The 25,628-nt window shown below is 73.8% G+C and carries 24 protein-coding genes; 9 read left to right on the top strand and 15 right to left on the bottom strand.

The features are described 5' to 3' along the window. Nucleotides 1-25: 25 nt before the first annotated feature. Nucleotides 26-718: a pyridoxamine 5'-phosphate oxidase family protein gene (locus tag ACQ1X7_RS10410; RefSeq protein WP_432478113.1), complete on the top strand. Its 693-nt coding sequence runs from the start codon at nucleotides 26-28 to the stop codon at nucleotides 716-718. Here ACQ1X7_RS10410 and ACQ1X7_RS10415 read toward each other — a convergent pair. Next, nucleotides 694-1,245, bottom strand: a complete 552-nt coding sequence (locus tag ACQ1X7_RS10415; protein ID WP_432478114.1) for a protein-L-isoaspartate O-methyltransferase family protein — start codon at nucleotides 1,243-1,245, stop codon at nucleotides 694-696. The genes ACQ1X7_RS10410 and ACQ1X7_RS10415 overlap by 25 nt on opposite strands. 67 nt (nucleotides 1,246-1,312) lie before the next feature. Here ACQ1X7_RS10415 and ACQ1X7_RS10420 point away from each other — a divergent pair, with 67 nt between their 5' ends. Further along, a complete protein-coding gene (locus ACQ1X7_RS10420; protein ID WP_432478115.1) occupies nucleotides 1,313-1,690 on the top strand; it encodes an MmcQ/YjbR family DNA-binding protein in 378 nt (125 codons plus the stop codon). 30 nt (nucleotides 1,691-1,720) lie between these two features. Here the strand turns inward: ACQ1X7_RS10420 and ACQ1X7_RS10425 are convergent, their stop codons facing one another. The 3 genes from ACQ1X7_RS10425 to ACQ1X7_RS10435 are packed head-to-tail and all read right to left on the bottom strand — an operon-like array spanning nucleotide 1,721 to nucleotide 2,850. Beyond that, nucleotides 1,721-2,194 (bottom strand): VOC family protein, encoded by a 474-nt coding sequence (locus ACQ1X7_RS10425; RefSeq protein WP_432478116.1) that lies wholly within the window; start codon nucleotides 2,192-2,194, stop codon nucleotides 1,721-1,723. 10 nt (nucleotides 2,195-2,204) lie between these two features. Beyond that, on the bottom strand, nucleotides 2,205-2,666 hold the full coding sequence (locus tag ACQ1X7_RS10430) for a helix-turn-helix domain-containing protein (protein ID WP_432478117.1): 462 nt from the start codon (nucleotides 2,664-2,666) through the stop codon (nucleotides 2,205-2,207). A gap of 7 nt (nucleotides 2,667-2,673) precedes the next feature. Then, on the bottom strand, nucleotides 2,674-2,850 hold the full coding sequence (locus tag ACQ1X7_RS10435; protein WP_432478118.1) for a hypothetical protein: 177 nt from the start codon (nucleotides 2,848-2,850) through the stop codon (nucleotides 2,674-2,676). An 80-nt stretch (nucleotides 2,851-2,930) separates the two neighbouring features. On the opposite strand from ACQ1X7_RS10435, the gene ACQ1X7_RS10440 reads away from it, so the two are divergent. Further along, nucleotides 2,931-3,947: a YihY/virulence factor BrkB family protein gene (locus tag ACQ1X7_RS10440; protein ID WP_432478119.1), complete on the top strand. Its 1,017-nt coding sequence runs from the start codon at nucleotides 2,931-2,933 to the stop codon at nucleotides 3,945-3,947. 21 nt (nucleotides 3,948-3,968) lie between these two features. On the opposite strand, the gene ACQ1X7_RS10445 is transcribed toward ACQ1X7_RS10440, so the two are convergent. From ACQ1X7_RS10445 to ACQ1X7_RS10480, 8 genes are all read right to left on the bottom strand, one after another. Next, nucleotides 3,969-4,766 carry a DUF1295 domain-containing protein gene (locus ACQ1X7_RS10445; protein ID WP_432478120.1) on the bottom strand — a complete coding sequence of 266 codons (798 nt, stop codon included), beginning with the start codon at nucleotides 4,764-4,766 and terminating at the stop codon, nucleotides 3,969-3,971. Beyond that, nucleotides 4,763-6,055 carry a class I SAM-dependent methyltransferase gene (locus ACQ1X7_RS10450; RefSeq protein WP_432478121.1) on the bottom strand — a complete coding sequence of 431 codons (1,293 nt, stop codon included), beginning with the start codon at nucleotides 6,053-6,055 and terminating at the stop codon, nucleotides 4,763-4,765. The genes ACQ1X7_RS10445 and ACQ1X7_RS10450 overlap by 4 nt, the downstream gene beginning before the upstream one ends. After that, a complete protein-coding gene (locus ACQ1X7_RS10455; RefSeq protein ID WP_432478122.1) occupies nucleotides 6,052-7,350 on the bottom strand; it encodes a class I SAM-dependent methyltransferase in 1,299 nt (432 codons plus the stop codon). Before ACQ1X7_RS10455 ends, ACQ1X7_RS10450 begins: the two co-directional genes overlap by 4 nt. Further along, nucleotides 7,347-9,596 carry an FAD-dependent oxidoreductase gene (locus ACQ1X7_RS10460; protein ID WP_432478123.1) on the bottom strand — a complete coding sequence of 750 codons (2,250 nt, stop codon included), beginning with the start codon at nucleotides 9,594-9,596 and terminating at the stop codon, nucleotides 7,347-7,349. The genes ACQ1X7_RS10455 and ACQ1X7_RS10460 overlap by 4 nt, the downstream gene beginning before the upstream one ends. Beyond that, nucleotides 9,596-10,336: an anti-sigma factor gene (locus ACQ1X7_RS10465; protein ID WP_432478124.1), complete on the bottom strand. Its 741-nt coding sequence runs from the start codon at nucleotides 10,334-10,336 to the stop codon at nucleotides 9,596-9,598. Before ACQ1X7_RS10465 ends, ACQ1X7_RS10460 begins: the two co-directional genes overlap by 1 nt. Next, complete coding sequence (sigK, locus tag ACQ1X7_RS10470; protein WP_432478125.1) at nucleotides 10,333-10,938, bottom strand: ECF RNA polymerase sigma factor SigK; 606 nt, start codon at nucleotides 10,936-10,938, stop codon at nucleotides 10,333-10,335. Before sigK ends, ACQ1X7_RS10465 begins: the two co-directional genes overlap by 4 nt. 36 nt (nucleotides 10,939-10,974) lie before the next feature. Next, nucleotides 10,975-11,628, bottom strand: a complete 654-nt coding sequence (locus ACQ1X7_RS10475; RefSeq protein WP_432478126.1) for a fasciclin domain-containing protein — start codon at nucleotides 11,626-11,628, stop codon at nucleotides 10,975-10,977. A 147-nt stretch (nucleotides 11,629-11,775) separates the two neighbouring features. Further along, on the bottom strand, nucleotides 11,776-13,296 hold the full coding sequence (locus ACQ1X7_RS10480) for a molybdopterin-dependent oxidoreductase (RefSeq protein WP_432478127.1): 1,521 nt from the start codon (nucleotides 13,294-13,296) through the stop codon (nucleotides 11,776-11,778). Between the two features lie 156 nt (nucleotides 13,297-13,452). Between ACQ1X7_RS10480 and ACQ1X7_RS10485 the strand changes: the two genes are divergently transcribed. The 4 genes from ACQ1X7_RS10485 (at nucleotide 13,453) to ACQ1X7_RS10500 (ending at nucleotide 18,344) form a co-directional block, all read left to right on the top strand. Next, nucleotides 13,453-14,214, top strand: a complete 762-nt coding sequence (locus tag ACQ1X7_RS10485) for an enoyl-CoA hydratase-related protein (protein WP_432478128.1) — start codon at nucleotides 13,453-13,455, stop codon at nucleotides 14,212-14,214. 47 nt (nucleotides 14,215-14,261) lie between these two features. Further along, entirely contained in the window at nucleotides 14,262-14,801 is a 540-nt protein-coding gene (locus ACQ1X7_RS10490; RefSeq protein ID WP_432478129.1) for a SigE family RNA polymerase sigma factor, read from the top strand. After that, the gene (locus ACQ1X7_RS10495; RefSeq protein ID WP_432478130.1) at nucleotides 14,794-16,065 is read left to right on the top strand and encodes a hypothetical protein; all 1,272 of its coding nucleotides are present in this window, start codon (nucleotides 14,794-14,796) and stop codon (nucleotides 16,063-16,065) included. Before ACQ1X7_RS10490 ends, ACQ1X7_RS10495 begins: the two co-directional genes overlap by 8 nt. Before the next feature lie 104 nt (nucleotides 16,066-16,169). Continuing rightward, on the top strand, nucleotides 16,170-18,344 hold the full coding sequence (locus ACQ1X7_RS10500; RefSeq protein ID WP_432478131.1) for a HelD family protein: 2,175 nt from the start codon (nucleotides 16,170-16,172) through the stop codon (nucleotides 18,342-18,344). On the opposite strand, the gene ACQ1X7_RS10505 is transcribed toward ACQ1X7_RS10500, so the two are convergent. Beyond that, a complete protein-coding gene (locus tag ACQ1X7_RS10505) occupies nucleotides 18,307-19,305 on the bottom strand; it encodes a DMT family transporter (RefSeq protein ID WP_432478132.1) in 999 nt (332 codons plus the stop codon). The two genes, ACQ1X7_RS10500 and ACQ1X7_RS10505, sit on opposite strands and share 38 nt — an antisense overlap. A gap of 426 nt (nucleotides 19,306-19,731) precedes the next feature. On the opposite strand from ACQ1X7_RS10505, the gene ACQ1X7_RS10510 reads away from it, so the two are divergent. Both ACQ1X7_RS10510 and ACQ1X7_RS10515 read left to right on the top strand, forming a co-directional pair. Then, nucleotides 19,732-21,735, top strand: coding sequence for an anthranilate synthase family protein (locus ACQ1X7_RS10510; RefSeq protein WP_432478133.1), 2,004 nt, complete (start codon nucleotides 19,732-19,734; stop codon nucleotides 21,733-21,735). A gap of 78 nt (nucleotides 21,736-21,813) precedes the next feature. Next, a complete protein-coding gene (locus tag ACQ1X7_RS10515; RefSeq protein WP_432478134.1) occupies nucleotides 21,814-23,580 on the top strand; it encodes a sulfatase-like hydrolase/transferase in 1,767 nt (588 codons plus the stop codon). Here ACQ1X7_RS10515 and ACQ1X7_RS10520 read toward each other — a convergent pair. Further along, nucleotides 23,515-24,936, bottom strand: a complete 1,422-nt coding sequence (locus tag ACQ1X7_RS10520; protein WP_432478135.1) for a sensor histidine kinase — start codon at nucleotides 24,934-24,936, stop codon at nucleotides 23,515-23,517. The genes ACQ1X7_RS10515 and ACQ1X7_RS10520 overlap by 66 nt on opposite strands. Then, a complete protein-coding gene (locus ACQ1X7_RS10525; protein ID WP_432478136.1) occupies nucleotides 24,933-25,628 on the bottom strand; it encodes a response regulator transcription factor in 696 nt (231 codons plus the stop codon). Before ACQ1X7_RS10525 ends, ACQ1X7_RS10520 begins: the two co-directional genes overlap by 4 nt.

The following is a 25,628-nucleotide window of genomic DNA, read 5'->3' on the forward strand; positions in this document are numbered from 1 at the left end:
CAGACGGGTCTGCCACGATCGACGGGTGACGCTGGACGACCTGACCCGGATGAAGGAGATGCGGCGGCGCGACCGCGCCGAGCTCGACCGACTGCTCGACGAGGAGCTCGCCGTGACCCTCGCCACGGTCACCGACGACGGTCGTCCCTGGGCGGTGCCGATGCTCCACGCCCGGGTCGGCGACCGGGTGCTGCTGCACGGCTCCACCGGTGCCGGCGCGCTCCGCAGGGTCGCCGACGGCGCCGAGGCCGTGCTCGCCGTCCACGCCATCGACGCGCTGGTGCTGGCGACCTCGCTGTTCGAGCACTCCGCCAACTACCGGTCGGCCGTCGTCCGCGGACCGCTGGTCCGGCTCACCGGTGACGACGCCGTCGCGGCCCTCGACGCGCTCTCCGACGTCCTGGTCCCGGGCCGTCGCGGCGAGCTGCGCGGACACCTCCCCAAGGAGCTCGCCGCGACCGTCGCGCTCGCGCTCGACATCACCGACGACAACTGGCTGCTCAAGGTGAGCGACGGCGACGTCGACGAGGAGCTCGACGTCGTCCCGGACGACGTGTGGACCGGCATCCTGCCGATCCACCGCAGCTACGGCGAGCCGGTGCGCTCCCCGTGGCTGCCCGCCGACCTCCCGGCGCCCCCGTCGGTCGACGCGCTGCGCGCGGCGGGACCCCAGCGAAGGGGTGGGCGGCGGGGTCAGCGCAGGGGCACGAACCGGTAGCCGCCGTGCGAGGTGACCCGGGCGCCGGGGTTGGTCACCCGCAGCATCGTGCCGGCCACGGGGATGACCATCACCCCGTCGCCGGCGAGCTGGTCGACCAGCTCCTGGGGCAGTGACGTCGGCTCCGCCGACACCAGCACCCGGTGGTACGGCGCCCCCGCCGGCCAGCCGAGGACACCCGGCTCGGCCTGGCGGATCGAGGCCCACACCTGGCCGGTCCGCGCCAGGTTCGCCGACCCGAACCGCACCAGCGACGGCTCCAGCTCGACGCCCACCACCTCGCCCTCGGGGCCGGTGAGGTGGGCCAGCAGGGCCGTGGTCCAGCCCGAGCCGGCGCCGACGTCGAGCACCCGTTGGCCGGGCCGCACGTCGAGCAGCCGCAGCATGTCGGCGACGGTCCGCGGCTGGGAGTTGGTCTGGCCCCTCCCGATCTGGATCGGCCCGTCGTGACCGGCGCGCGGCCGGGCCAGCCGGGGCAGGAACCCCTCCCGCGGCTGGGCCTCGAAGGCGGCTGCGACGGCGTCCATGACCCCGACTGTGCCACGTGGCCGAGGGGAGGTGACCGGTGTCGGCGGCCCGTGGCAGGCTCGCCCCGTGGCCCGCAAGATCGAGCGACCGCTCGTGCCCGAGGAGTGGGTGCTGCGCATCGGCGCCGTCCTGGGCGCCCTGCCGCGGGTCCACGAGGAGAACGCCTGGGTCGGCACCCGCTGGCGGGTCGGGCAGGCCACCATCGCCCACGTCTTCGGCGGCGAGGACCAGCTCTTCCGGATCACCTTCCGCGCCGAGGTCGACGAGGTGATCGCGTTCGAGCACCTCGGGACGCCGTACTTCAGGACCGAGTGGGGCACCAACGTGGTCGGGATGCTGCTCGACGACGACACCGACTGGGACGAGCTCACCGAGCTGCTCACCGACTCCTACTGCCTGCAGGCACCCGACCACCTCGCCGCGCAGGTCGACCGCCCGGCCTGACGGCGGGGCGGTCGACAGCGGGTGGTCGGGTCAGGAGCCGGCGTCCGCCTGCTCGGCGTAGGCGCGCTCGATCTCCTGGTCGGTGGCGCCGTTGAGCTGGCTGATCCGGATGTGGTTGCCGAACGGGTCGCGCAGCCCGAAGTCGGTGCCGTAGGGCTGCTCGACCGGCTCCTGGGTGATCTCGACGCCGGCGTCGCGGAGCGCGGCGTACGTCGCGTGGACGTCGTCGCTGGTGAGGAAGACGCCGCCGAGCGCGCCCTTGGTGAGCAGGTCGCGCAGCTGGGCGGCCGTCTCGGCGTCCTGCGTGGGGCCGCCCGGCAGCTCCAGCAGCAGCTGCGGGTGCTCCTGCCCGGGCAGTCCGATGGTGAGCCAGCGCATGAAGCCGAGGTCGGCGTCGTCGCGGACCTCGAAGCCGAGCTTGCCGCAGTAGAAGTCGATCGCCTCGTCCTGGTCGAGGACCTTGACGGCGGTGATCCGGAGTGAGGAGACGTGTGTGGTGGTCATGGGGAGGACGCTAGTGAGCGCCACCGCCCGGCTGCTTCTCCGAAACCGTCGTCCTGGGAGGCACCCCGGCGGGTGCCGCGTCGCGCGGCCGGGTCCAGGCCGCCACGAAGCACGTCGGCACGTGCACGACCTCCGCCTGCGCGCGGAACTCGCTGGGTGAGCAGCCGACGATCGCGCTGAAGGTCCGGCTGAAGGTGCCGAGGCTGGCGAAGCCGACGTCCCAGGCCACCTGTGTCACCGGCCGGTCGGTCTGGCGCAGCAGCGCCATCGCCCGCTCCACCCGACGCCGCTGCAGGTAGCGGTGCGGCGTCTCGCCGAACACCTCCCGGAAGACCCGCCCGAAGCGGGACGGCGAGAGGTGGGTGAGCGCGGCGAGGGCAGAGACGTCGAGCGGCTCGGCGTAGCGACGGTCCATCTCGTCGCGGGCGCGGAGCATCCGCCGGTTGGTGTCCTCCTGAGAGCTCAGCTCCACGCGGGCCTCAGCCCTCCTCTTCCTCCTCCTCGAGGAGACGCTCGTCGTCCTCGGGGGTGGCGGCCAGGCTGCCGTCGGGCCGGTAGCGGGACCCGGTCTCCTCGGAGGTGATCGTGTCGTCGGCCTCGTGCTCGCCGGCGGCTCCCTCGGGGCCCACGGGGTCGTCCACGGAGTGCTCGCTCATTTCGCCTCCCGGTGTCTCGACTCGGACTCTCCGAGCCTACGGGTCGCGGGTCGGGCCAGGGCACCGGGCAGACTGAGGGCATGGCCGTGACGGGGGTGGACCGCTTCCAGCGGAAGCACCGGGTCGTCGGCTTCCCCCTCGCCTCGTTCTACAAGTTCTTCGACGACCAGGGGAACATGCTCGCGGCGATGATGACGTTCTACGCGTTCGTCGCCATCTTCCCCCTACTGCTGCTCGCCACCACGATCTTCGGCTTCGTGCTGCAGGACCGTCCGGACCTCCAGGAGGCCGCCCTCGACTCCGCGCTGGCGCAGTTCCCGATCATCGGGGAGCAGCTCGGGCGGCCGGAGGGGCTCGAGGGGTCGCTCACGGCGGTCGTGGTCGGCGTCCTCGCGGCGGCGTACGGCGCGCTGGGCCTCGGCCAGGCGATCCAGAACGTCATGAACACCGCCTGGGCGGTGCCGCGGAACAGCCGGCCCAACCCGCTGCTGATGCGGCTGAAGAGCCTGCTGATCCTCGGTGTGGCGGGACTCTCGGTGCTCGGGATCTCGGTGCTGTCCGCGCTCGGCAGCAGCACCGAGGTGTTCGGGCCGGGTGTCAACGCGACGATCCGGCTGCTGATCGCCCTCGGCACCGTGGTGCTGGTGACCGTCGTGCTGACGGCGTTGTTCCGGCTGGCCGCTGCCCGCAGCCACGTCTGGTACCGCGCGGTGCCCGGGGCGCTGGTCACCGCGGTGGGGTGGCAGGTGCTGCAGATCGTCGGGGCGGTGTACGCGCAGCGGGTGCTGACCTCGACCAACACCGTCAACCAGACCTTCGGGCTGGTCCTGGGACTGATCGGGCTGATCTTCTTCGCGAGCCTCGTCGCCGTGTTCGGCATCGAGGTCAACGTGGTGCTCGCGCACGGGCTGTGGCCCCGGGCGCTGCTCACCCCGTTCACCGACGCGGTCGACCTCACCGACGCCGACCGCCGGGCCTACGCCCTGTACGCCCAGACGCAGCGGCACAAGGGCTTCGAGTCGGTCACGGTGCGCTTCGACGGCCGCGACGGCGACACCCACGAGATCGAGCAGGTGGGGCAGGAAGGGCGTGACTGACGGTGGGTCGCCCCTCCGCCGTCACCGAGCGCCCCGGCGCGGCGGGCGGGGGACGAACAGCGGCACCCGGGCGGCGTACTCGTTCCAGCCGGACCGCGCCGACATGGTCCGCTCGATCAGCTTCGCGCCCGTGACGTTGCGGAGGAAGTGGGTCATCATCGCCGGGGCGACCGCGGTGAGCAGTGCCGGCAACCAGCCGGCCGCGACCGCGCCGACCAGCCAGATCCCCCACCAGATGCAGGCGTCGCCGAAGTAGTTGGGGTGCCGGGTCCAGCCCCAGAGGCCGGTGTCGAGGACGGGCGGGCGCTCCTCGCGCGGGCGGGACCGGTACGTCGCCAGCTGGGCGTCGCCCACCACCTCGAAGAAAAGCCCGACACCCCACACCAGCACCCCGGCGCCCACGGCCCAGGCCCACGTCGGCGTCGTGACCGCGGCCGCCTGCAACGGCAGCGACACCAGCCACACCGCGGCTCCCTGGACGACGAACACCTTCCGGACGGCGACCCCGAACCCTCCGTCACCGAGCAGGGCGGCGTAGCGCGGGTCCTCGCCGGCACCACGTGACCGGACCTGCACGTGCCAGGACAGCCGGAGGCCCCAGACGGCGGTGAGGGCGACCAGCAGCCACGACTCCCACGTCGGCGACACCACGGCGCAGACCACGGCGACGGCGACCAGGGCCACGCCCCAGGTGACGTCGACGACGTTGAGCCGGCCGATCCGGTGAGCGACCACGGCGGTGATCGTCATGGCGAGCACGGCCGTCGCCAGCGAGGCCCCGGCGACGAGCAGGGCGTCGCCGGCCGCGACCTCGCTCACCAGTCGCGGACCGGGGGCAGCGCGTGGTCCGCCCCGGGCCTCACGCAGAGCATCTGGTCGACCCCCATCCGGCCGTCACGGAACGACAGCATCCCGCCGACGAGGTAGAGCCGCCACACCCGGGTGACCTCCTCGCCCACCAGGTCGACGAACGCCGGCAGGTCGGCCTCGAAGGTGTCGAGCCAGCCCTGGACGGTCCACACGTAGTGCTCCCGCATCGCGTGCACGTCGCGCACCTCGAGCCCACCGCGCTCGAGATGGGCGACGGTCTCGCCGACCGGCCGCATGTGCATGTCGGGTGCGATGAAGCTCTCGATGAACGGGCCACCGCCCGGCCACCGGCCGCTGCGCGACATCTGCTGGACCAGCACCCGGCCGCCGGGCCGCACCGAGCGACGCAGCACCTCGACGTACGTCGGGTAGTTGTCCTCGCCGACGTGCTCCCCCATCTCCAGCGAGCCGACCGCGTCGAAGTGGTCGCGCTCCGGGACGTCGCGGTAGTCCTGCAGCCGGATCTCGACCCGGTCCCCGAGGCCGCGCCCGGCGACGCGGGCGTCGATGAACCGCTTCTGCTCGGCAGCGATGGTGACACCGGTGACCTGCGCACCGAAGTGCTCCGCCGCGTGCAGCGAGAGCGACCCCCAGCCGCAGCCGACGTCGAGCATCCGCGTCCCCGGCTGCAGCCCGAGCTTGCGGCACACCAGGTCCAGCTTGTCGCGCTGCGCGTCGGCGACGGAGTAGGTGGGGGACGCAGGCCGGGTCCAGTAGCCGCACGAGTAGGCCATCGACGGGTCGAGGAGCCGCTCGTAGAACTCGTTGGAGAGGTCGTAGTGGTGGCTGATCGCCCGACGGTCGCGGAGTGCGGAGTGGAGCCGGCCGCGGATCCTCGCCTGCGACGCCGGCGGGGACGGCGGCCGCCCCAGCACCCCGAGCCCAGCCGCGGTCCGGACGGCGCCGACCAGCGCGGAGGGCGTCGGCCGGCTCGAGAGCCCGCGCTCACGCGCCACCGCGAAGGCGTGGGTGAGGGCGTCGCCGAGGTCGCCGTGCACCTCCAGCTCGCCGGTCACGTAGGCCTGGGCGGCGCCGAGCTCGCCCGGGTGCCAGAGCAGGCGCCGGAGCGCGTCGGGGGAGCGGAGCTCGACTTCGGGAAGGTCCTCGGGCCCGGCCACGGAACCGTCCCAGGCGCGCAGCCGCACCGGCAGGTCGCCCCCGACGAACGGGCGCAGCGCGTGCGCCAACCGGTGGGCGACACCCTCCGTGGTGGTGGGCCGGTTCCCGGTGAGGGTCATCGGCGCTCCTGCGGGCGGTCGAGGACGATCTGGTGGACGTCGAGGTAGCCGGAGGCGAAGCCCGCCCGCGAGTACTCGAGGTAGAGGTGCCACATCCTCTCGAAGACGTCGTCGAAGCCCAGTGCGGCCCGCTCCTCGCGCGCGGCGAGGAACCGGACGTCCCACTGCCGCAGCGTCTCGGCGTAGTGCTTCCCGAACGAGAGGATGTCGGCGACCCGGAGCCCGGTGTGGTCCCGGGCGACCTCCTCGATCGCCCGCACCGACGGCAGGAAGCCCCCGGGGAAGATGTACTTGTTGATCCAGGTGTAGCCGCCCCGGGTGGCCAGCATCCGGTCGTGGGGCATGGTGATCGCCTGGATGCCGACCAGGCCTCCGCGCGCCAGCACCTCGTCGAGGGTCGCGAAGTACGACGGCCAGTACTCCGCCCCCACGGCCTCGATCATCTCGACCGACAGCACCGCGTCGTAGTGTCGGCCCGGGTGGGCCGTCGGCACGTTCCGGTAGTCGCAGATCTCGATGTCGACCCGGTCGGACAGGCCGGCGGCGGCGACCCGCTCGCGGGCCAGCTCGAGCTGCTCGACCGAGAGCGTCACGGAGTGGACGTGGGCGCCCCGCCGGGCGGCCCGGATCGCCAGCTCGCCCCAGCCGGTGCCGATCTCGAGCACCCGCGACCCGGGGCCGACCCCGGTGGCGTCGAGCAGCCGCTCGACCTTGTGGACCTGGGCCTCCTCGAGGTCGCCGGCCGCGACCGGCCCGCTCGGCGGGGCGGCGGGGAAGAGCGCCGAGGAGTAGCTCATCGTCGGGTCGAGGAACAGCCGGAACAGCTCGTTGGACAGGTCGTAGTGGTGGGCGATCAGGTCGCGGGACCGGTGCTCGTCGGGGCGGTGCAGCCGGGGCCGCTTGGCGACCACGAACGCCCGGGCGCGCTGCAGGCGCGCGGGGACCAGGGTGGCGATCTCGGCGGCCAGCACGGTCAGGAAGTCGCCCAGGTCGCCCGGTCGGTCGGTGTCCCACGCGCCGGTCATGTAGGCCTCGCCGAAGCCGATCAGCCCGTCGCGCCCGATCCGCGCGTAGAACTCCTCGGGCCGGTGGACCCGCATCACGGGGCCGCCCCGGCCGAGCACCTCGCGGTGGCCGGGGCCGAGGGTGATCTCGACGGTGACGTCGAGCCGCCGTACCGCAGCCCGGAAGAGGGCGCGCGCGACCGGGGCGGCCACCGAGTTCCGGGCACCCGTGGGCACGTCGAGGAGACCGGGCCACAGCTCGGTGGTGGGGCGGGCAGGGCTCAGCGTCATGGGGGTGACACGCCTTCCTGGTGGTGGTCGGGCCGGGGCCGCACGGGCAGCCGGCGGGCCCACAGCCAGATGCCGTGGGCGCGGATGAGGAGCGAGGTCCGCAGCGCGGCGGGCGCGGTACGGAGCGGGGAGACCTCGGCGGGCTCGCCGTGGAGCCAGGCGGAGAACCGGGCGCCGTCGTCGGTGTGGAGCGTCACCGACACCTCGATCCGGGGGCGCGGGAACGGGACGACGAGCTCGTAGTGGCCGTCGGTGCCGTGGAAGGGCGAGACGTACAGCTGCTTGTCGGTGCGGGCCCGGCCCTGCTCGTCGGGGTGGACCAGGTAGGCGTGGCGGTCGCCGTAGGTGTTGTGCACCTCCACGACCACGGCGCGCTGCCCGCCGTCGGGGCCCAGGCACCAGAAGACGCTGATCGGGTTGAAGCAGTAGCCGAACGCGCGCGGCATCGCCGCCATCAGCACCCGGCCCCCGGCCAGGTCGACGTCGTGCCGGGCCAGGAAGGCGTCGAGGTTCTCCCGCAGGGTCAGGTCGGGGTCGCCGAGGTGGTCGCGCGCCTCGAACCGGGCCAGGACGCCGTGGTCGGGCAGGTCGTCGAGGTCGACCAGCCAGGTGTGGGAGCGGTGGGTGAACCGCCTCCGGAACGGCCGGTGCCGGGAGTGGCCGATGGTCGCGACGTACGGCCCCAGGCGTGGCGAGGCGCCAGAGGTGCCCCCGGCGGTCGAGGTACGCCGGCCCCCGGCGGTCGAGGTACGCCGGCCCCCGGAGGTCGAGGTACGCCGGCCCCCGGCGGTCGAGGTACGCCGGCCCTCGGAGGTTGAGGTGCGAAGGCCGGCAAGGCCTGAGCCTCGAAACCCCCGGACTGTGGGCAGGGCCTCCGCGCGCGGATCGCCGCCCTGCAGACCTCCCGGGGTTTCGAGGCTCGGCGTTGGGGCGCCTCGCACCTCAACCTCCGAGGGTGCGTACGGCCGTGACGCATCGCCGTCCGGCTCGTCCCACTCGAGGCCGAGGCGCTCGGCGGCGGCGAGGCCGGAGCGGGCGCCGTCCTCGTGGAAGCCCCAGCCGTGGTAGGCGCCGGCGAACGCGAGCCGGTCGGAGGAGATCTCCGGCAGCAGCGCCCGGGCGGCCACCGAGGTCGGCGTGTAGAGCGGGTGGGCGTACTCGCGCCGGGCGATGACGGTCGAGGGGTCCACCAGGTCGTCGCCGCCGAGGGTGACCAGGTAGTGGGTGTCGGTGGGCAGCCGCTGCAGCCGGGTCAGGTCGTAGGTGACGGTCACCTCGCCCTCCCGGTCGGCGACGCGGCGGAAGTTCCACGAGGCCCGGGCGCCCGGGGCCCGCGGCAGCAGCGAGGTGTCGGTGTGCAGCAGCGCGGAGTTCTCCGAGTAGGGCAGGTCGCCCAGCACCTCGCGCTGCATCGACGTGGGCTCGGCGAGCAGCGCCAGCGCCTGGTCGGGGTGGGTGGCGACCACGCACGCGTCGTACGCCGTCGTGGTGCCGTTGCCGTCGGTCACCTCGACGCCGTCGCCGGTCTCCAGCACGGAGGTGACCTTGGTGCCGGTGCGGACCTCGCCGAGCCCGGCGGCCAGTCGCTGCACGTAGTCGTGGGAGCCGCCGGTCACGGTGCGCCAGGTGGGCGAGCCGAAGACCCGCAGCATGCCGTGGTGGTCGAGGAAGGTGAACAGGTAGCGGGCGGGGTAGTCGAGCGCGACCGCCGGGTCGCACGACCACACGGCGGCGACGAGCGGCTCCATGAAGTGCCGCTCGAAGTACGCCGAGAAGCCGCCCTCGCGCAGGAACCGGCGCAGCGTGCGCGCGTCGTCGTCGGGCCCGGCGAGCAGCCGACGGGCGCGGCGGTGGAACCGGGGGATCTCACCGAGCATCCGGAGGTACGCCGGCCGCCGGAGGTGGGCGGAGGTGGGGAACAGCCCGCGGGGCCCGAGCGCGCCCGCCCACTCGACCCCGGTCTCGTCGTCGCTGACCGACAGCGACATCTCCGACTCCTGGGTCTGGACACCGAGCTCGGCGAAGAGCCGGAGCAGGGTCGGGTAGGTGCGCTCGTTGTGGACGATGAACCCGGTGTCGATCGCGTGCTCGCGCTCCCCCTCCACCACTCGATGGGTGTCGGCATGGCCACCGATCCGGTCGTCGGCCTCGTAGAGCGTGACGTGGGCGGAGCGGGCGGCCACGTGAGCGGCGACGAGCCCGGCGACGCCGGACCCGACCACGGCGACGCGGCGGGGCGAGGTCATCAGGCCTTCTCGAAGGTGAAGCTGACCATCGGCGCGGACGTGGGCTCCTCGGAGCCACCCTCGGGCTCGAGCGTGATCCCGGCCCCCAGCGCGGTGGCCGGGTCGCCCTCGAACATGACCTGGTGGTCCTCGCCCGACATCAGGCCGGCGGGCACCATGCCCTGCTCCTCGTGGTCGAGCCAGAGCTCGTAGACCTTGCCGTCCGGGGGAGCGGGCATCCCGTCCGCCGTCAGCACCGCTGCGTTGAGCGAGGGCGAGCGGACCACCGTCACCTCGGCGCCGTCGACGCGCTGGACGTACTCCTCGGCGTCCTCGGCGTCGAGCACGCGCTGCATGCGCTCGGCCTCGGTGACCGTGGGCGGCGCCTGCGAGGTGTCGTCGGTGACCTGCTGCCAGACGACGGGCGTGCCGACCCCCAGCACGACCACGGCAGCCGCGGCCGCGACCAGGGCGGCGGGCCGGAACCGGCGGCGCGTGGACGCCGTGGCCGGCGGCACCTCGGGCTCCACCTCGGGCGGCAGGGGCCGGATCGACCCGATGCCGGCGAGCACCTGCTCGCGCAACCGGTCGGGGGGCGTGAGCTGCTCACCCGCGGCGAGCGCGGCCGACGCCTCGCGGAGGCTGGCGAGCTCGAGCCGGCAGTCCTCGCACTCGGCGAGGTGGCGCTCGAAGGCGGCGCGTTCGAGGTCGTCGACGGCGTCGACGGCGTACGCGCCCACCAGGGCGTGGACGTCGCTCATGACGTGGTCACCCCCAAGGCGTCGCGCATCCGGATCAGTCCGTCACGGATACGGGTCTTGGCGGTGCCGACCGGCAGGTCCAGCATGCTCGCCACCTCCGTGTGTGTGTAGCCGCCGAAGTACGCCAGCTCGAGGGCCTCCCGCTGGACGGCGGTGAGCTCCTTGAGGGCCGTACGTACCCGACGGGCCTCCATCGAGGCCTCCGCGGCCTCGGCGGTCGCGTCGTGGGCGACCGACTGGTTGTCGTGCTCGTAGTGGGTGTCCCGGCGGCTGGCCGCCTCGGCCGACCGAACCCGGTCGACCGCCTTGCGGTGGACGATGGTCAGCAACCACCCGATGGCGCTGCCCCGGCCCGCGTCGAAGCGGGTCGAGGTCCGCCACACCTCGAGGAACGCCTCCTGGGCGACCTCCTCGGCCTGGGCCCGGTCGCGGACCACCCGGACGGCGAGCCCGAAGGCCCGGGCCGCGGTGGCGTCGTAGAACCTGGCGAACGCGTCGCCGTCCCCGCGCGAGGAGCGCTTCAGCAGCTCGGCCAGGGCGGACGCCCCTGGCGCCCCCTCCTCGGAGGGGGCGCCGGGAGGCACCGCGTGCAGGTGGTCCACGTGTGAATCCTTGCCTGTCCCTTCAAGCGACGGAAGTCAGGGCATCATCACCGTGTCGATGACGTAGACCGTCGCGTTGGCGGTCTGGATGCCGCCGCACAGGACCGTGGCCTTCTCGTCGCCGATCGTGGCCTGCTCGCCCTCGCCGTTGATGGTGAGCGTGTCCTTGTTGAGGGTCTCGAACTCGCCGGAGAGGTCCTCGGGCGCGATCTTCTGCGGCACCACGTGGTGGGTCAGCACCTGGGTGAGGGTCTCCTTGTCCTTCAGGAGGGCGTTGAGGTCCTTCTTCGGGATCGGCTCGAACGCCGGGTTGGCCGGCGCGAACACGGTCAACTCCGGAGCGGAGTTGAGGGGGTCGACCAGGTCGGCCGCTCCGACGGCCTTCACCAGCGTGGTCAGCAACGGGTTGGCGCTGGCGGCCGAGGCGACCGGCGCGGTGGCCATGCCCTCGACGGAGCCGTCACCGGACTGCGGCACGTCACTGCACGCCGGGCCGTAGAGGTTGGCCGCCGGGTCCATCTCGCCGGACGACTCCTCTTCCTCCATGGGCGTCTCCTCCTCGGTCTGCGACGAGTCGCTGCCGCTCGAGGCCTCGGCGGGCTCCTCCTCGGAACAGGCGGCGAGGCCGGTGGAGAGGGTCAGCGCGGCGAGGGCCAGCCCGCCGGCGCGGAGGGGGGTGGTGCGCATCATGTCTCGAACCTTCCGTCGTGTGTCGGTCACGGGGTGTTCGGAGCGGGGGCTCCGTCGGATGGGCGTGCGTCGGACTTTCGGCTCCCCGATCCGAGCCGACGCTCCTCAACCTCCTCGTCCTGAGTGACCTCGGGCTGCGCCCCGACGTCACTGGACTCGGACCACGATCTGCTGGTAGCCGCTGGAGCCGTCGGGGAAGGGCATCGCCCGCGCGGGGGACTGCACGTCGCCCTCCTGGGTCACGGCGCGGACGGTGAGCGTGTGCTCGCCAGGCTCCGCCTCCCACGGCAGGTACCACTGGCGCCAGTAGTCAACGCCCGCCGACGGGCCGAGCCGCGCCTCCTGCCACGCGCCTCCGTCGACCTGGACCTCGACCTTGCCGATGCCGCGGTCCTGGGCCCAGGAGACGCCGCCGACGAAGGTCCGGCCGGCGTCGACGTCCGCGAACGACTTCGGGGTGTCGATCCGGCTGGACACCTTGATGGGGGCGTCGGTGGCCCAGTCGCGCTCGGTCCAGTACGCCTGCTGCTCGTCGTACGTCGTGAGCGTCATGCGGGTGATCCACTTGCAGGCGCTCACGAAGCCGTAGAGACCGGGCACCACCATCCGCACCGGGAAGCCGTGCTCGCGGGGGAGCGCCTCGCCGTTCATGCCGATCGCCAGCATCGCGTCGCGGCCGTCGGTGGCGACCCCGAGCGGCGTGCTGATCGTCATGCCGTCGACGTCGGTCGACAGGATCTGGTCGGCCGTGCGGCCCACCTTCGCGCGGTCGAGCAGGTCGGTCAGCCGGACGCCGAGCCAGCGGGCCCCACCCACGTAGGGTCCGCCGACGTCGTTGGAGACGCAGGTCAGGGTGATGTCACGCTCGATGAGCTCCATCGACCGCAGGTCGTCGAAGGTGAGGGTGACCTCCTCCTCGACGTCGCCGTCGATGGTGAGCGTCCAGTCCTCGGTGTCGTCGACCGGCAGGCTGAGCCGGGTGTCGATCCGGTAGAAGTCGTCGTTCGGCGTCCGGAACGAGCTGATGCCCGGCACCTTCTCGTCGAGACCTGTCGGGAACGTCGGAGCGGGGTCGGCCGGGGACGGGAGGGTGACGTCGCTGGGGTCGGCCCGCAGCCCGGAGACGAAGCGGCCGATCCCTCCCATCGCCGCACCCGCCGCCGCGAGGGCCCCGGCGGCGACCAGGACACCGCGCCGGCTCGGACCCTGCCCGGACGACGCCTCGGTGCCGTCCGCGGCCGCCGCGGAGGCGGCACGGGTCAGCCACCACAGCGCGGCCACACCGGTCAGGGCGGTGGCGAGGGCGGGGAGCACGTCGAGGGGCCCCGCGCCGGGCCGCAGCACCGCGGCAGCGCCGGCGACGGCCACGAGCAGGACCAGGACGAGCGCGCCGGCGACGAACCGTCGGCGCGCGAGGATGCCCCCGATCGCGGCCAGCGCGACCGCGCCCATCATGACCGAGCCGACCAGGATCGGCTTGTCCGCGGTGCCGAAGGTCTGCACCGCCCACTCCTTGACGGGCGTGGGCGTGAGGTCGATGACCGTCGAGCCGACCGCCAGGACCGGGGAGGACGCCGGGTCGACGAGGGCCGCCACCAGGTGTCCGGCCGCCATCCCCACCAGCGTCGCGAGGATCCCGAACCCGGCGTACAGCAGACGTCGTCGCATGCGGGGTGTTCGGAGCGGGAGGGCCTCCGGGATGGGTGCGTCGAGACGGCTCACTCGGCCCGTCGCGAGCTCCGGTCCGAGTCGAGCCTCCTCAACCCCCTCACCGTGCCTGCCCCTTCGCGGGCTCAGGGCCAGGGTTCGGGCAGGATGCAGGCCATGAACGAGCTCGTGCACCTCGACGTGACCACGCTGGACGGCGGCAGCCTGGCGACGATCACGCTGGACTCCCCCCACAACCGCAACGCGCTCAGCCGGCAGCTGGTGTCGGAGCTGTTCGGCCACCTCCGCGCGGCCGCGGTCGACCCGGCGGTCAAGGTCCTCCTGGTGCGGTCCGCGGACCGGGTGTTCTGCTCCGGCGCCGACCTGTCCGAGGCCACCTCCGAGGGCATGGAGGAGGGTGCCCGGCGGATCGTCGAGCTGCAACGGCTGATCGCCACCATCCCCAAGCCGGTGGTCACGGAGGTGTCCGGCGCGGTCCGCGCCGGCGGCATCGGCATCGTGGCCGCGAGCGACGTCGCCCTCGTCGCCGAGGACGCGACGTTCGCGCTCACCGAGGTCAAGCTGGGCCTGGCCGCGGCGATCATCAGCCTGACCGTCCACCACCGGATGACCCCGCGGGCGGCGTCCCTCACGACCCTGGGCGGGGAGGTCTTCAGCGGCACCGAGGCGGCGGCGTACGGGCTGGTGACGCGGGCGGTGCCGGCCGCCGAGCTCGACGCCACCGTGGCAGCGGTCTGCGCGAGCCTCGCCACCGGTGCTGGCCAGGGGCTGCGCGAGTCGAAGGCGATCCTCAACCGGGACCTGGTCGCCGCCATCGACGCCCACGGCGCCGACATGGCGGCACTGTCGGCCCGGCTGTTCGCGAGCGAGGAGGCACGGGAGGCGATGACCGCCTTCCTCGAGCGCAGGAAGAAATAGCCGTACGCCGGGCAACCATCCCGTCCCGCCGACCGGTAGGGACGGGCATGACCACCATGACCATCTCGGGGAGGCCGCACGTGGGCAGTCCGGGCTTCGAGGAGTTCGTGGCCGCCCGCTCGGCGCGGCTGCTCCGGACGGCCTACCTGCTGACCCGCGACCACGGCCTCGCCGAGGACCTGCTGCAGACGGCGCTGACCAAGGCCTACCTGGCGTGGTCGCGCATCGACGGCGACCCCGAGCCCTACGTCCGCAAGGTCATCGTCAACACCTACGCCTCGTGGTGGCGCCGCAAGTGGAACGGCGAGCAGCCCACCGACGAGCTGCCCGACGCGGGCTCGGCCGTCCACTGGCACGACGACCGCGCCGGCGAGTCCGGCGACCTGTGGGACGCGCTGGGCCGGCTGCCCCGCCGGCAGCGCGCGGTCGTGGTGCTCCGCTACTTCGAGGACCTCACCGAGGCCCAGACCGCGGACCTGCTCGGGATCTCCGCCGGCACCGTCAAGAGCCAGACCAGCAAGGCTCTCGCCAAGCTCCGGATCGACCCGTCGCTGGTCGACGCCGAAGGGGGACAGACCCATGCCTGACCTGCACACCCTCCAGGACCTCCGCTCCACCCTCGCGCAGCACGCGCACGACGTCCCCGACGACACCTCTGTCGTCCGCGTCGCCGCCGTGCACGGCCGCGCCCGCCGGGCGCGCCAGCAGCGGGCGGGCGCGGTCGTCGTCGGCGCCGTGCTCGCCGTCGTCGGCGTCGTGCTGGTCCCCTCGCTCGGCGAGCGGGGACCGCAGCCGGCCGACGCGCCGGACACCATGACCTCGCTCGGCTGGAGCTACCGGCTGGCGTCCACCGAGTCGGGCGACGGTCGGGTCGTCGTCGAGCTCGGCGACTCCGACACCCCACGCCTGGTGAGCTGGGCGACGCCCGGCGGCGACCAGCGGGTCGCCGTCCGCGAGCAGGGTGTCCCCTCGCGCACCTCCGACGCCGCCGACTACGCCGACTTCACCTGGGTGGCGCCGGGCGGGGGCCGGGTCACCGTCGCCGCGGCGAGCGGCGGTGAGGTCGACGTCGCGGTCTACGAGCTCGACTCCTCGCAGGCGCCGCCCGGTGTGGGCGAGGGGGTGCTCACGTTCCGCGAGGACGTCGCCGGGAGGTCCCTGCTGGGCGCCGCCCTGGGGGAACCGGGCGAGGCGTCCCTCGAGGTGCCGGTCACGCCCACCGACGAGACGGTCTGGCTGGCCACCACCTGCGCCGACCTGCCCCGCGGCACCCGCGTCCACCTCGCGTGGGCCGACGAGCGCGGCAGCTTCAGCAGCGGCGCCTGCGACTCCGGCTCGTCCTTCGACCCCGGCGGCAGCGCCGGCACCGGCTTCCCGCCCGGTCGGCACGCCGGCCAGGAGTCGACGCTGCGGATGTGGCTCACCCGCGGCGGCCGGCCCGTCGTCGACGGCGAGCTGCCCGACGTCCGGATCGGGCTCGGCGCCTACACGCCGGTCTTCCCGCCGGTCGACCTCGCCGCCGTCGACGCCGAGAAGCGGATCGAGCACGACGGCCGTGAGTGGGTGCTCGAGAAAGCCACCGTCGCGCGCCGCGGCCAGGTGCCGTGGCTGGGTGTGCCGGAGGAGGGGCGGTTCGTGGTGGTCGACGGGGTCGAGGCCAGCGGCGTGCTGCGGTACGCCGTGACGGCGGACGGGCAGCGGGTCGGCTCCCAGACCACCTACCTCGGGAGCGGCGGAGGTGGCGGCGGACCGGTGGACGTGGCACCCGGGAGCAGGGTGTCGATCCGGGTCGCGACACCGACGTCGCGGCTCGACGCCGCCGGTCTGGCGCTCTACCGGCTCACCGGGTGAAACGGAGGGAAAGCACCGGTCCCGCGGGGGACGCCTTGTAGGCTTGAGGACTTGCCAGATCAGGCCAACGGGGACCGACGCCCCCTGGAAATCGGGGAACCACAGTGAGCGATGAACTCGCCGAGCGCGAAATCGCCGACGAGCAGGCGTTCGTCGACCGCGTCCACGTGCAGCTGCGCCACTCCACCGAGGCCGCCCAGGCGCTGGCCCGCGAAGGTCACGGCCGCGGCCGGCTGGAGCACGAGGGCGGGCTGGTCGAGCGTGACGCCATGGTCTTCCAGGCCGCGCGCCGGATCGCCCAGCTCGACGCCGCCCACGAGGGGCTGGTCTTCGGGCGGCTCGACCTCCGGCCGGAGCGGGACCCCGAGCCGCGCTACATCGGGCGGATCGGGCTCCGTGACGCCAACCGCGACTCGCTGCTGATCGACTGGCGGGCGCCGGCCGCCGCGGTGTTCTACCAGGCGACCGCCGCCACGCCCCACGGCGTCGTACGCCGCCGGGTGCTGCGCTGCAGCGGCGCCCGCGTGCTGGGGGTCGAGGACGAGCTGCTCGACGACTCCGTCGAGACCGACCTGCCGATCGTCGGCGAGGGTGCGCTGATGGCCCAGCTCTCGCGGGCCCGCGACCGCTCCATGCACTCCATCGTCGCCACCATCCAGGCCGAGCAGGACCGCGCCATCCGGGCGCCGAGCAAGGGAGTCGTCGCGATCTCCGGCGGCCCCGGCACCGGCAAGACCGTCGTCGCGCTGCACCGGGCCGCCTACCTGCTCTACACCGACCGGCGTCGCTACGAGGGCGGCGGCGTGCTCGTCGTCGGCCCCAGCGGGGTCTTCATGCGCTACATCGAGCGGGTGCTGCCGTCGCTCGGCGAGACCGCGGTCGCCCTGCGGTCGCTCGGCGAGGTCGTCGACGGCGTCCGCGCGACCCGCCACGACGAGCCCGCGGTCGCCGACCTCAAGGGGTCGGCCCGGATGGCGGAGGTGATGCGCCGCGCGTCCCGGCAGCAGGTGCCCGGCAGCGCGCAGGAGTTCAGGGTCTTCTGGCGCGACGACGTCGTCCAGCTCGACCGGGCGACGCTCGGCAAGCTGCGCCGCCAGCTGATGTCCCACGGCCAGCGCAACCGGCAGCTCCCCCGCGTCGCCAGCACCCTCCTCGACGCGATGTGGCGCCAGGTCCGCGGCGAGCGTGGTCGGGAGCGCGGCCGGGGGGCGTTCGAGGACGAGATGCTCGGCCGCCAGGACTTCGTCGACTTCGCCGTCGCCTGGTGGCCGCCGCTCGCCGCGACCGAGGTGTTCGGCTGGCTGCGCGACCCCGAGCTGCTCGCCCGGGTCTCCGACGGGGTGCTCAGCGAGGAGGAGCAGCGGCTGCTGAGCAAGTCCTGGGGCGACGCGCCCGGTCTCCCGCTGTCGGTCGAGGACGTGGCGCTGGTCGACGAGCTGCGCTACGCGCTCGGTGACGTCCCTGCGCGCCACGAGGACCACCACGAGCTCGACGACCACGTGGGTGGTGACCTCCAGGAGCTCACCACCGCCTCGGATCGCGAGTACGCACCGAGCGGGCGGGCCTGGGCGCCGCCCAGCCACCGGATCGAGGACGACGGGTACGCCCACGTCCTGGTCGACGAGGCGCAGGACCTCACCCCGATGCAGTGGCGGATGGTCGGCCGCCGCGGCCGCGCGGCGACCTGGACCATCGTCGGCGACCCGGCCCAGTCGTCGTGGCCGGTGCCCGAGGAGGCCGCGGACGCCCGGGCCGACGCCATCGACGGCAAGCAGGTCCACGAGTTCCACCTGTCGACCAACTACCGCAACAGCGCGGAGATCTACGCCCACGCCGCGGCGTACGCCGAGCGGGTCGGCCTCGACGCCGACCTGCCGACCGCGGTCCGCTCCACGGGCGTCGAGCCGCGGGTGATCACCGACGTCCCCGACCTCGAGCGGGCGACCCGGGAGGCGGTGGTCGGGGTCGCCGGCGAGGTGAGCGGGACGGTCGGCATCGTGGTGCCGGTCGCCCGGCGCTCCGAGGTGAACGCGTGGCTGGCCTCCTGGCCGGAGCTGGCCGACCAGGCGCCCGGCGCCCGCGCCGCGGTCGACTCGGCCGTGACGCCGTCCGCCGACGACCGGGTCGTGGTGCTGACCGGCCTCGACACGAAGGGCCTGGAGTTCGACGGCATCGTCGTCGTACGGCCGCAGGAGATCGAGGACGAGTCGGCCACCGGCCGGGCGACCCTCTACGTCGTGCTCACCCGCGCCACCCAGCTGCTGACGACGGTGGGCTGACGATCGGGCCCTCGGTGGTGGCCGGGCGCCCGAGGCCGGCGACACCAGCGAGCACCAGCACGACGCCCGCCGCGCCGACGACGCCGAGCGGCTCCTGCAGGACCAGGGTCGCCGCCACGGTCGCGGTCACCGGCTCGACGAGGGTGGCGGTGACCGCGGTGCTGGCGGGCGTCACCCGGAGCCCGGAGTAGAGCAGCACGTAGGCGACGGCCAGCGTGAGGCCGCCGAGGTAGAACAACCACGCCCAGGCCGCCGGGTCGTGGGTGACCACCGGGCCGTCGACGAAGGCCAGCGTCGGCGTCAGCACCAGGACGCCCACCAGGGCCATCCCGCCCGTGAGCGCGACCGGGGAGGCGCCGTGGCTGATCCGTCCCCCCGCTGCGGAGGTGGTCAGGGCGAAGGTCACCGCCGAGGCGGCCGCCAGGACCACGCCGGTGATCGGTCGCGGCCCGGTCTCCCCGCTGCCCGCCACCGTGCAGACCAGCACCAGCCCCACCAGGGCGGTGACCAGCACCCCGACGCGCCGCCGGGCGGGTGGCCGCCGCTCGCGGACGGCGTCCACGAGCGTGAGGAGCACGGGGGCCAGGCCCAGGCCGACGACGGTGGCCACCGCGACGCCCACCATCGTGACCGAGACGAAGAAGAACGCCTGCAGCGCCGCGGTGCCGGCACCGACGGCGAACAGCCGCCCCGGGTGCCGCCGTACGAGCGCCACGAGCTCGCCCGTCCGGCGCAGGACGACCAGGACCAGCAGCACGACGGCCGCACCGATCGCAGCGCGCCACACGATGACCGCCAGCGGCGAGATCGGGTCCTGCTCGCGGAGCAGCTGCATCGCCAGGCCGCCGGTGCCCCAGAGCACGCCGGCGCCGATGACCTCGGCGAGTCCCCGCAGGTGGGTCTGGTGGGAGTCGTGCACGTCGAGCTGCTCCGGGATCGGGGCCCTCTCCGGCCCGCTCACCGCGGATTGTGCCAGTCACCGCCCTCCTCCGCGGGACGCGTCCGCGCGACACCGGTGGACGACGAGGTGGCGCGGCTTCGGTGGTTGAGGAGGTTGCGCAGCAACCGTCTCGAAGCCACCTGTGCCGGATCGGGCACGGCGTACGCCGCCGGCGGCTGTCCTGGTGAGGGTGGTTTCGAGACGGGCCTTGGCGGCCCTCCTCAACCACCGAGGGTGGGGGCGGGGTCGGAGGTTGAGGTGCGAAGGCCCCCCGGGCCTGAGCCTCGAAACCCCGCACCGGCGCAGGGCAGCGCCCACCGTGTTCCAGCCCTGCCCACCTGTCACGGTTTCGAGGCTCGGCCGTGGACGGCCTCGCACCTCAACCTCCGAGGGGTCGGTGCTGGGACGCGTCGGGGGAGGCGTCGTACGGCGACTAGGGTGCACCGCATGCCCGAGACCGCCGTCTCCGCCCGGGACGCCATCGCGGCGCTGCGGGAGCACGAGGCGTGGGCGATCATCCGGCGCTCGACGCGCGCGGGCGACCGCGACACCGTCGGACTGGTCGGCGGCCGGCGCAGCGTCGTCGAGTCCCTGCTCGACGTACCGCTGGAGTCGGGCGTGCCCGAGGAGGGCCACATCGCCGACCGGCTGCTGGCGGTGCCGTTCCGGCAGGTCCGCGAGCGGGGCTTCCAGGCCCGCGACGACGGCACCCCGCTCGTCGTCGTCGAGGTCGAGTCCGAGCGTGAGTTCACCGTGGCCGAGGTGGTCGAGGCGATCGACGAGGTCGAGGTCGCGTTCGCCGACCCGGGCGGCTTCGAGACCGACGACGACGAGTACGGCGAGCTCGTCGAGGCGATCATCCGCGACGAGATCGGGCAGGGCGAGGGCGCCAACCTGGTCGTCGGGCGGCACTACCGCGCCACCGTCGCCGACTGGGACACCGACCGCGCCCTGACCGTGTTCCGGCGGCTGCTGGAGCGCGAGCGCGGGGCGTACTGGACCTACGTCTTCTTCACCGGCGACCGCTACCTGATCGGGGCCAGCCCCGAGCGGCACGTGTCGATGCACCCCGTCCGCGACCGAGACGAGCGAGGGACGAGCGAGCGACCGAGCGGACCGTCGGGTGTGGCCGACGTCCGGATGAACCCGATCAGCGGCACCTTCCGGATCCCGGGTCCTGAGGCTCGCTCCGCTCGCACCTCGACCTCCGGCCTCAAGGAGCAGCTGCTCGACTTCCTGCTCGACGAGAAGGAGATCTTCGAGCTCTTCATGGTGGTCGACGAGGAGCTGAAGATGATGTGCGACATCTGCACCGAGGGCGGCCAGGTGCTCGGGCCGTTCCTCAAGCCGATGAGCCGGCTGGTGCACACCGAGTACCTCCTCGCCGGACGCACCACCCGCGACCCGCGCGAGGTGCTCCGCGACACCATGTACGCCGCCACCGTGACCGGGTCGCCCGTGGAGAACGCGTGCCGCCTGATCAGCGAGTACGAGACCGAGGGACGCGGCTACTACGGCGCCGCGCTCGCCCTGCTCGGTCGCGACGCCGAGGGCGGGCACGTGGTCGACTCGCCGATCGTCATCCGCACCGCCGACGTCGGGCTCGACGGTCGGCTGACCGTCACCGCCGGCGCCACCCTGGTGCGCGACTCCGACGCGGCGTACGAGGTGGCCGAGACCCACGCCAAGGCCGGCGGGATCCTCAGCGCCTTCGGCCTGGTCCCGCCGGCGCCGGTGGCGTCGACCGACGTCGCCGAGCTGGTGAGCGACGAGGACGTGCTGCTGACCCTCAACGCCCGCAACCGGCGGCTCAGCCGGTTCTGGCTCACCGACCAGGCCGGTGCGCCGCCGGACCCGGCTCTCCGGGGCCGGCGGGTGGTGATCCTCGACGGCGAGGACGACTTCGTGAAGATGCTCCGCCACGTGCTGCGGGTGCAGGGCCTCGAGAGCGAGGTGGTGCGCCACGAGGACGTGCCCTCCGGGCGTGACGCCCTCGACGCGGTGCTGGACCGGGGGGACCTGGTGATCGTCGGCCCCGGGCCCGGCGACCCGCGCGACGGCGCGGACCCCAAGATGGCGACGCTGCGGTCGGCGGTGGCGCGGCTGCTCGAGCGACGCCAGCCGTTCCTCGCGGTCTGCCTCGGCCACCAGGCGCTCTGCCACGAGCTCGGGCTGCCCCTCGGGTTCAAGGACATCGTGTTCCAGGGCACTCAGTCGCCGGTCGCGATCGACGGCCGGACCGAGCGGGTCGGGTTCTACAACACCTTCGTGGCGCGGGCCGACGGCCCGCTGGCCGACGGCGTCGACGTGGCCGCACACCCCGACACCGGCGACGTCCACCTGGTGCGCGGCCCCCACTACCGCGGCATCCAGTTCCACGCGGAGTCGATCCTCACCGAGAACGGCTACGACCTGCTCCACGGCCTGGTCCGGGACCTGCTCGTCGAGTAGGGAGACGCCGGAAAGGCAACCAACCCGCCCCGCGAGGCGTCATCATGGTGACACTGACGCTCGTGACGAGGGGGAGCGATGCGGGCGGGATGGCGATCCGGGGTCGTCGCGGCGCTGCTGCCGGCGCTCGTGGCGGGGTGCGGCGTGCGCTCCGGGCCGCCGGCCGACGCGGAGGTGCCGGCCCCCCGGGAGGCGCCGCAGGAACGGCTCGCCGGCCACCCGATGGTCCCGGACCGGACGCCGAACATCGTGCTGGTCCTGATGGACGACCTCTCGACCGACCTCGTCCAGACCATGTCGCAGGCCCACGCGATGGCGCGCGAGGGCGCCTCGTGGGAGCACAGCTACGTCGTCGACTCGCTCTGCTGCGTCTCGCGGTCCAGCCTGCTCACCGGGCAGTACCCGCACCAGACCGGGGTGCTGACCAACACGGCGAACACGCCCAACGCGCTCGGCCCGCTCGGAGGGTGGGAGGCGTTCGCGGCGTACGGCAACGAGCAGCGCGCGGTCAACGTCCGGCTCCGGCAGGCCGGCTGGACCACCGGCTACGTCGGCAAGTTCCTCAACCAGTACGAGCCCCTGGACGGGGTCGCACCCCCGGTCCCGCCGGGGTGGTCGGAGTGGGTCCCGGTGTTCGGCAGCGCCTACGACGGCTGGGAGTTCGACCTCCTCGACGCCGGCCCCGACGGAGCGGTGCTCGAGCACGTCGAGGCCCCGCCCGCGTGGGCGTCCGAGGCGGAGAAGGACGCGGCGTACGCCGGGAACGTGATCGCCGACCGTGCGGTGGAGTTCGTGCGGCAGCACCGCGACGACGAGCGGCCCTACTTCCTGACGGTGGCGACCTACGGCACCCACTCCCGGATCGGTGACACCCCCCACTACCCGGGCGACCCCGGCTTCCCGCCCGCCCTGGCCGACCGGGCCGGACCCGGACGCGCCGGCAACTGCGGACCGGTGTCGTGCGGGGACCTGACGGCCGCGGACCTCCCCGGGTTCGGTGACGACCAGGCCGACAACGCGCCGCGGAGGCTCGACGGCTCGCTCGCGCCGCAGTGGCGGCCGCCGGGCGGGCCGGTCGACCCCGGTGCGGCCGCCTTCACGCTGCGCGCCCGCGCCCAGATGGCGCAGTCGATCGACCGGATGGTCGCCCGGCTGCGGGCGGAGGTGGGGCCTGACACCTACGTGGTGCTGACCTCCGACAACGGGTTCCACGTCGACCAGCACGGCCTCGGCCGGGGCAAGGGCACGCCGTTCGACTCCGACGTGCGGGTGCCGCTGCTGGTGACCGGACCGGGGGTCGCGCCCGGCCCGCGCCCCGCCGTGGTGTCCAACGTCGACCTGGCCCCGACCCTGGAGGAGCTGGCGGGCCTGCCCCCGGCCTCCTTCCGAGCGGGGACCTCGCTGGTGCCCTCGCTCCACGACCCGACCCTCGACCGCCGCGGCTACGCGTTCTTCGAGCACACGTGGGGGCCGTCCCTCGGCCTGGACCCCGATGCCGCGTACGCCGGCGGCACCATGGACCTGATCCCGTCGTACGTCGCGGTGCGCAGCCGCGACGCGCTGCTCGTCCGCTTCGACCTCGATCCGAGCTGGGACGGCGTCGACCACGCCTACGAGCTCTACGACTACCGCGACGACGGCTGGGAGCGGACCAACGTCGTCGCCGACCCCGCACGGCGTGGGCTGCGCGACGCGCTGCTGAGGCGGCTGGAGGCGTTCGTGGACTGCCGGACCGTCACGCGTGACGACACGGTGCCGGAGCGGTGCCGGCGGCTGACCTCACTCGGCCGGCTCGGTGGCCCGGCCGGGCATGGTGACGGTCAGGCGGGCCCCACCGCCTGGTGAGTGTCCGGCCGTCACCGTGCCGGCGTGACGCTCCACGACCCGGGCCACGATCGCCAACCCCAGGCCCGAGCCCGGCATCGCCCGGGACTCGCGGGAGCGCCAGAAGCGCTCGAACACGTGGGGCAGGTCCTCCTCGGAGATCCCCGGCCCCTGGTCGTCGACGGTCAGCACTCCCCGGGCGAGCGTCACGGTGATCGTGCCACCCTCGGGGCTCCACTTGGCGGCGTTGTCGAGCAGGTTGGTGACGGCACGCTCGAGGGCGGCCGCGTCGCCGGTCAGCCACCAGGGCTCCGTCGTCGCCTCGAACTCCACCCGCGGGGCACGGCGGCGTACCCGGGCCAGGGCGCGGTCGACGACGTCCTCGAGGTCGACGGTGCCGACCACGGCGGCCAGCGGCTCGTCGCGCGCCAGCTCGACCAGGTCGCCGATGAGCGTGGTCAGCTCGCCGATCTGGGCGCGGACGTCGTCGAGCAGCTCGGCACGCGCCTGGTCCGGGAGGTCGGCGCCGGCCTGGGCGAGCAGGTCCAGGTTGGTCCGCAGCGAGGTGAGCGGAGTCCGCAGCTCGTGGCCCGCGTCGGCGACCAGCCGCCGTTGCCGGTCCCGGGAGGCGGCGAGGGCCGCGAGCATGTGGTTGAACGCCGTCGCGAGGCGTGCGATCTCGTCGTCGCCCTCGACCGGCAACGGCCGCAGGTCCTCGGTGCGGGCGATCTCCTCGACGGAGCGGGTGAGCCGCCGGACGGGTCGGAGTCCGTTGCGGGCGACGGCCCAGCCGGCCGCGCCGGCGCCGATCACGCCGGCGAGGCCGAAGAGCAGCATCACGCCACCGAGCTTGGCGAGCGTCGTGCGCTGGGGCTCCAGGGACTGTGCGAGCACGAGCGCCTGGCCCTCGACGGGGGCCTGGACCGCTACGACGCGGTAGTGCTGGCCGTCCGCCGCGATGATCGTGCGGGCGCTCTCCTCGGAGTCCCCCCGCGCGACGGCCAGCTCGCTCTCCCCGAGCCGCAGCGTGGGCCCCTGGTCGGGGGACCGCCAGCTCCGCTCGGAGGTGATGTAGATGATCCGGACGTCGGCCGCGCCGAGCATCCACGACGGCACCCGCGTGTTGAGCTGGACGCCGGCGAGGGCCGCCTTGTGGGCGCGGTCGAGCAGCGACTCGTCGAGCGTGGACTGCATCTGCATCTTGGCCGTCCAGAACGCGCCGAACGCGACGAAGGCCACCGCGAGGCCGACCGCGATCGTCGTGAGCAGGATCAGCCGGCTCGCCAGGGACCGCCGGTAGTGCCACCGGGTGGGTGCGGGCGTCGGCGTGGCCGTCGCGGCGGGGGCCGGGTCGGGCCGCACGTCTCGCAGGGTCATGGGTTCTTCAGGACGTAGCCGACGCCGCGGACCGTGTGGATCAGCCGCGGCTCGCCCTCGGCCTCGGTCTTGCGGCGCAGGTAGCCCACGTAGACCTCCAGCGAGTTGGCGGTCGTCGGGAAGTCGTAGCCCCAGACCTCCTCGAGGATGAACGACCGCTCGAGGACCCGGCGCGGCCGGCGCAGGAACATCTCCAGCAGCGTGAACTCGGTGCGCGTCAGCTCGATCGACCGCTCACCGCGCCGGACCTCGCGGGTGGCGACGTCCATCGAGAGGTCGGCGAACGTGAGCACCTCCTCGGCGTCCTCGGACTGCACGGTGCGCCGCAGCAGGGCCCGCAGCCGGGCCAGCAGCTCGGCCAGCGCGAACGGCTTGGTGAGGTAGTCGTCGGCGCCGGCGTCGAGCCCCTCGACCCGGTCGCCGACCGCGTCCCGCGCGGTCAGCACGAGGATCGGGACGTCGTGCCCGGCGGTGCGCAGCGCCCGGGTGGCCTCGAGGCCGTCCAGGCGCGGCATCATCACGTCCATCACGACCGCGTCGGGCCGGATGCCGGAGATGCTGGCCAGGGCCTCCGCCCCGTCGCCGGCCAGCGACACGTCGTACCCGTTGAACTCCAGGGACCGCCGCAGCGACTCCCGCACCGCCCGGTCGTCGTCGACGACGAGCACACGGGGACGGGGACCGGGATTCAC

Source organism: Nocardioides sp. GXQ0305, from assembly GCF_050880345.1.
GTDB lineage: Bacteria > Actinomycetota > Actinomycetes > Propionibacteriales > Nocardioidaceae > Nocardioides.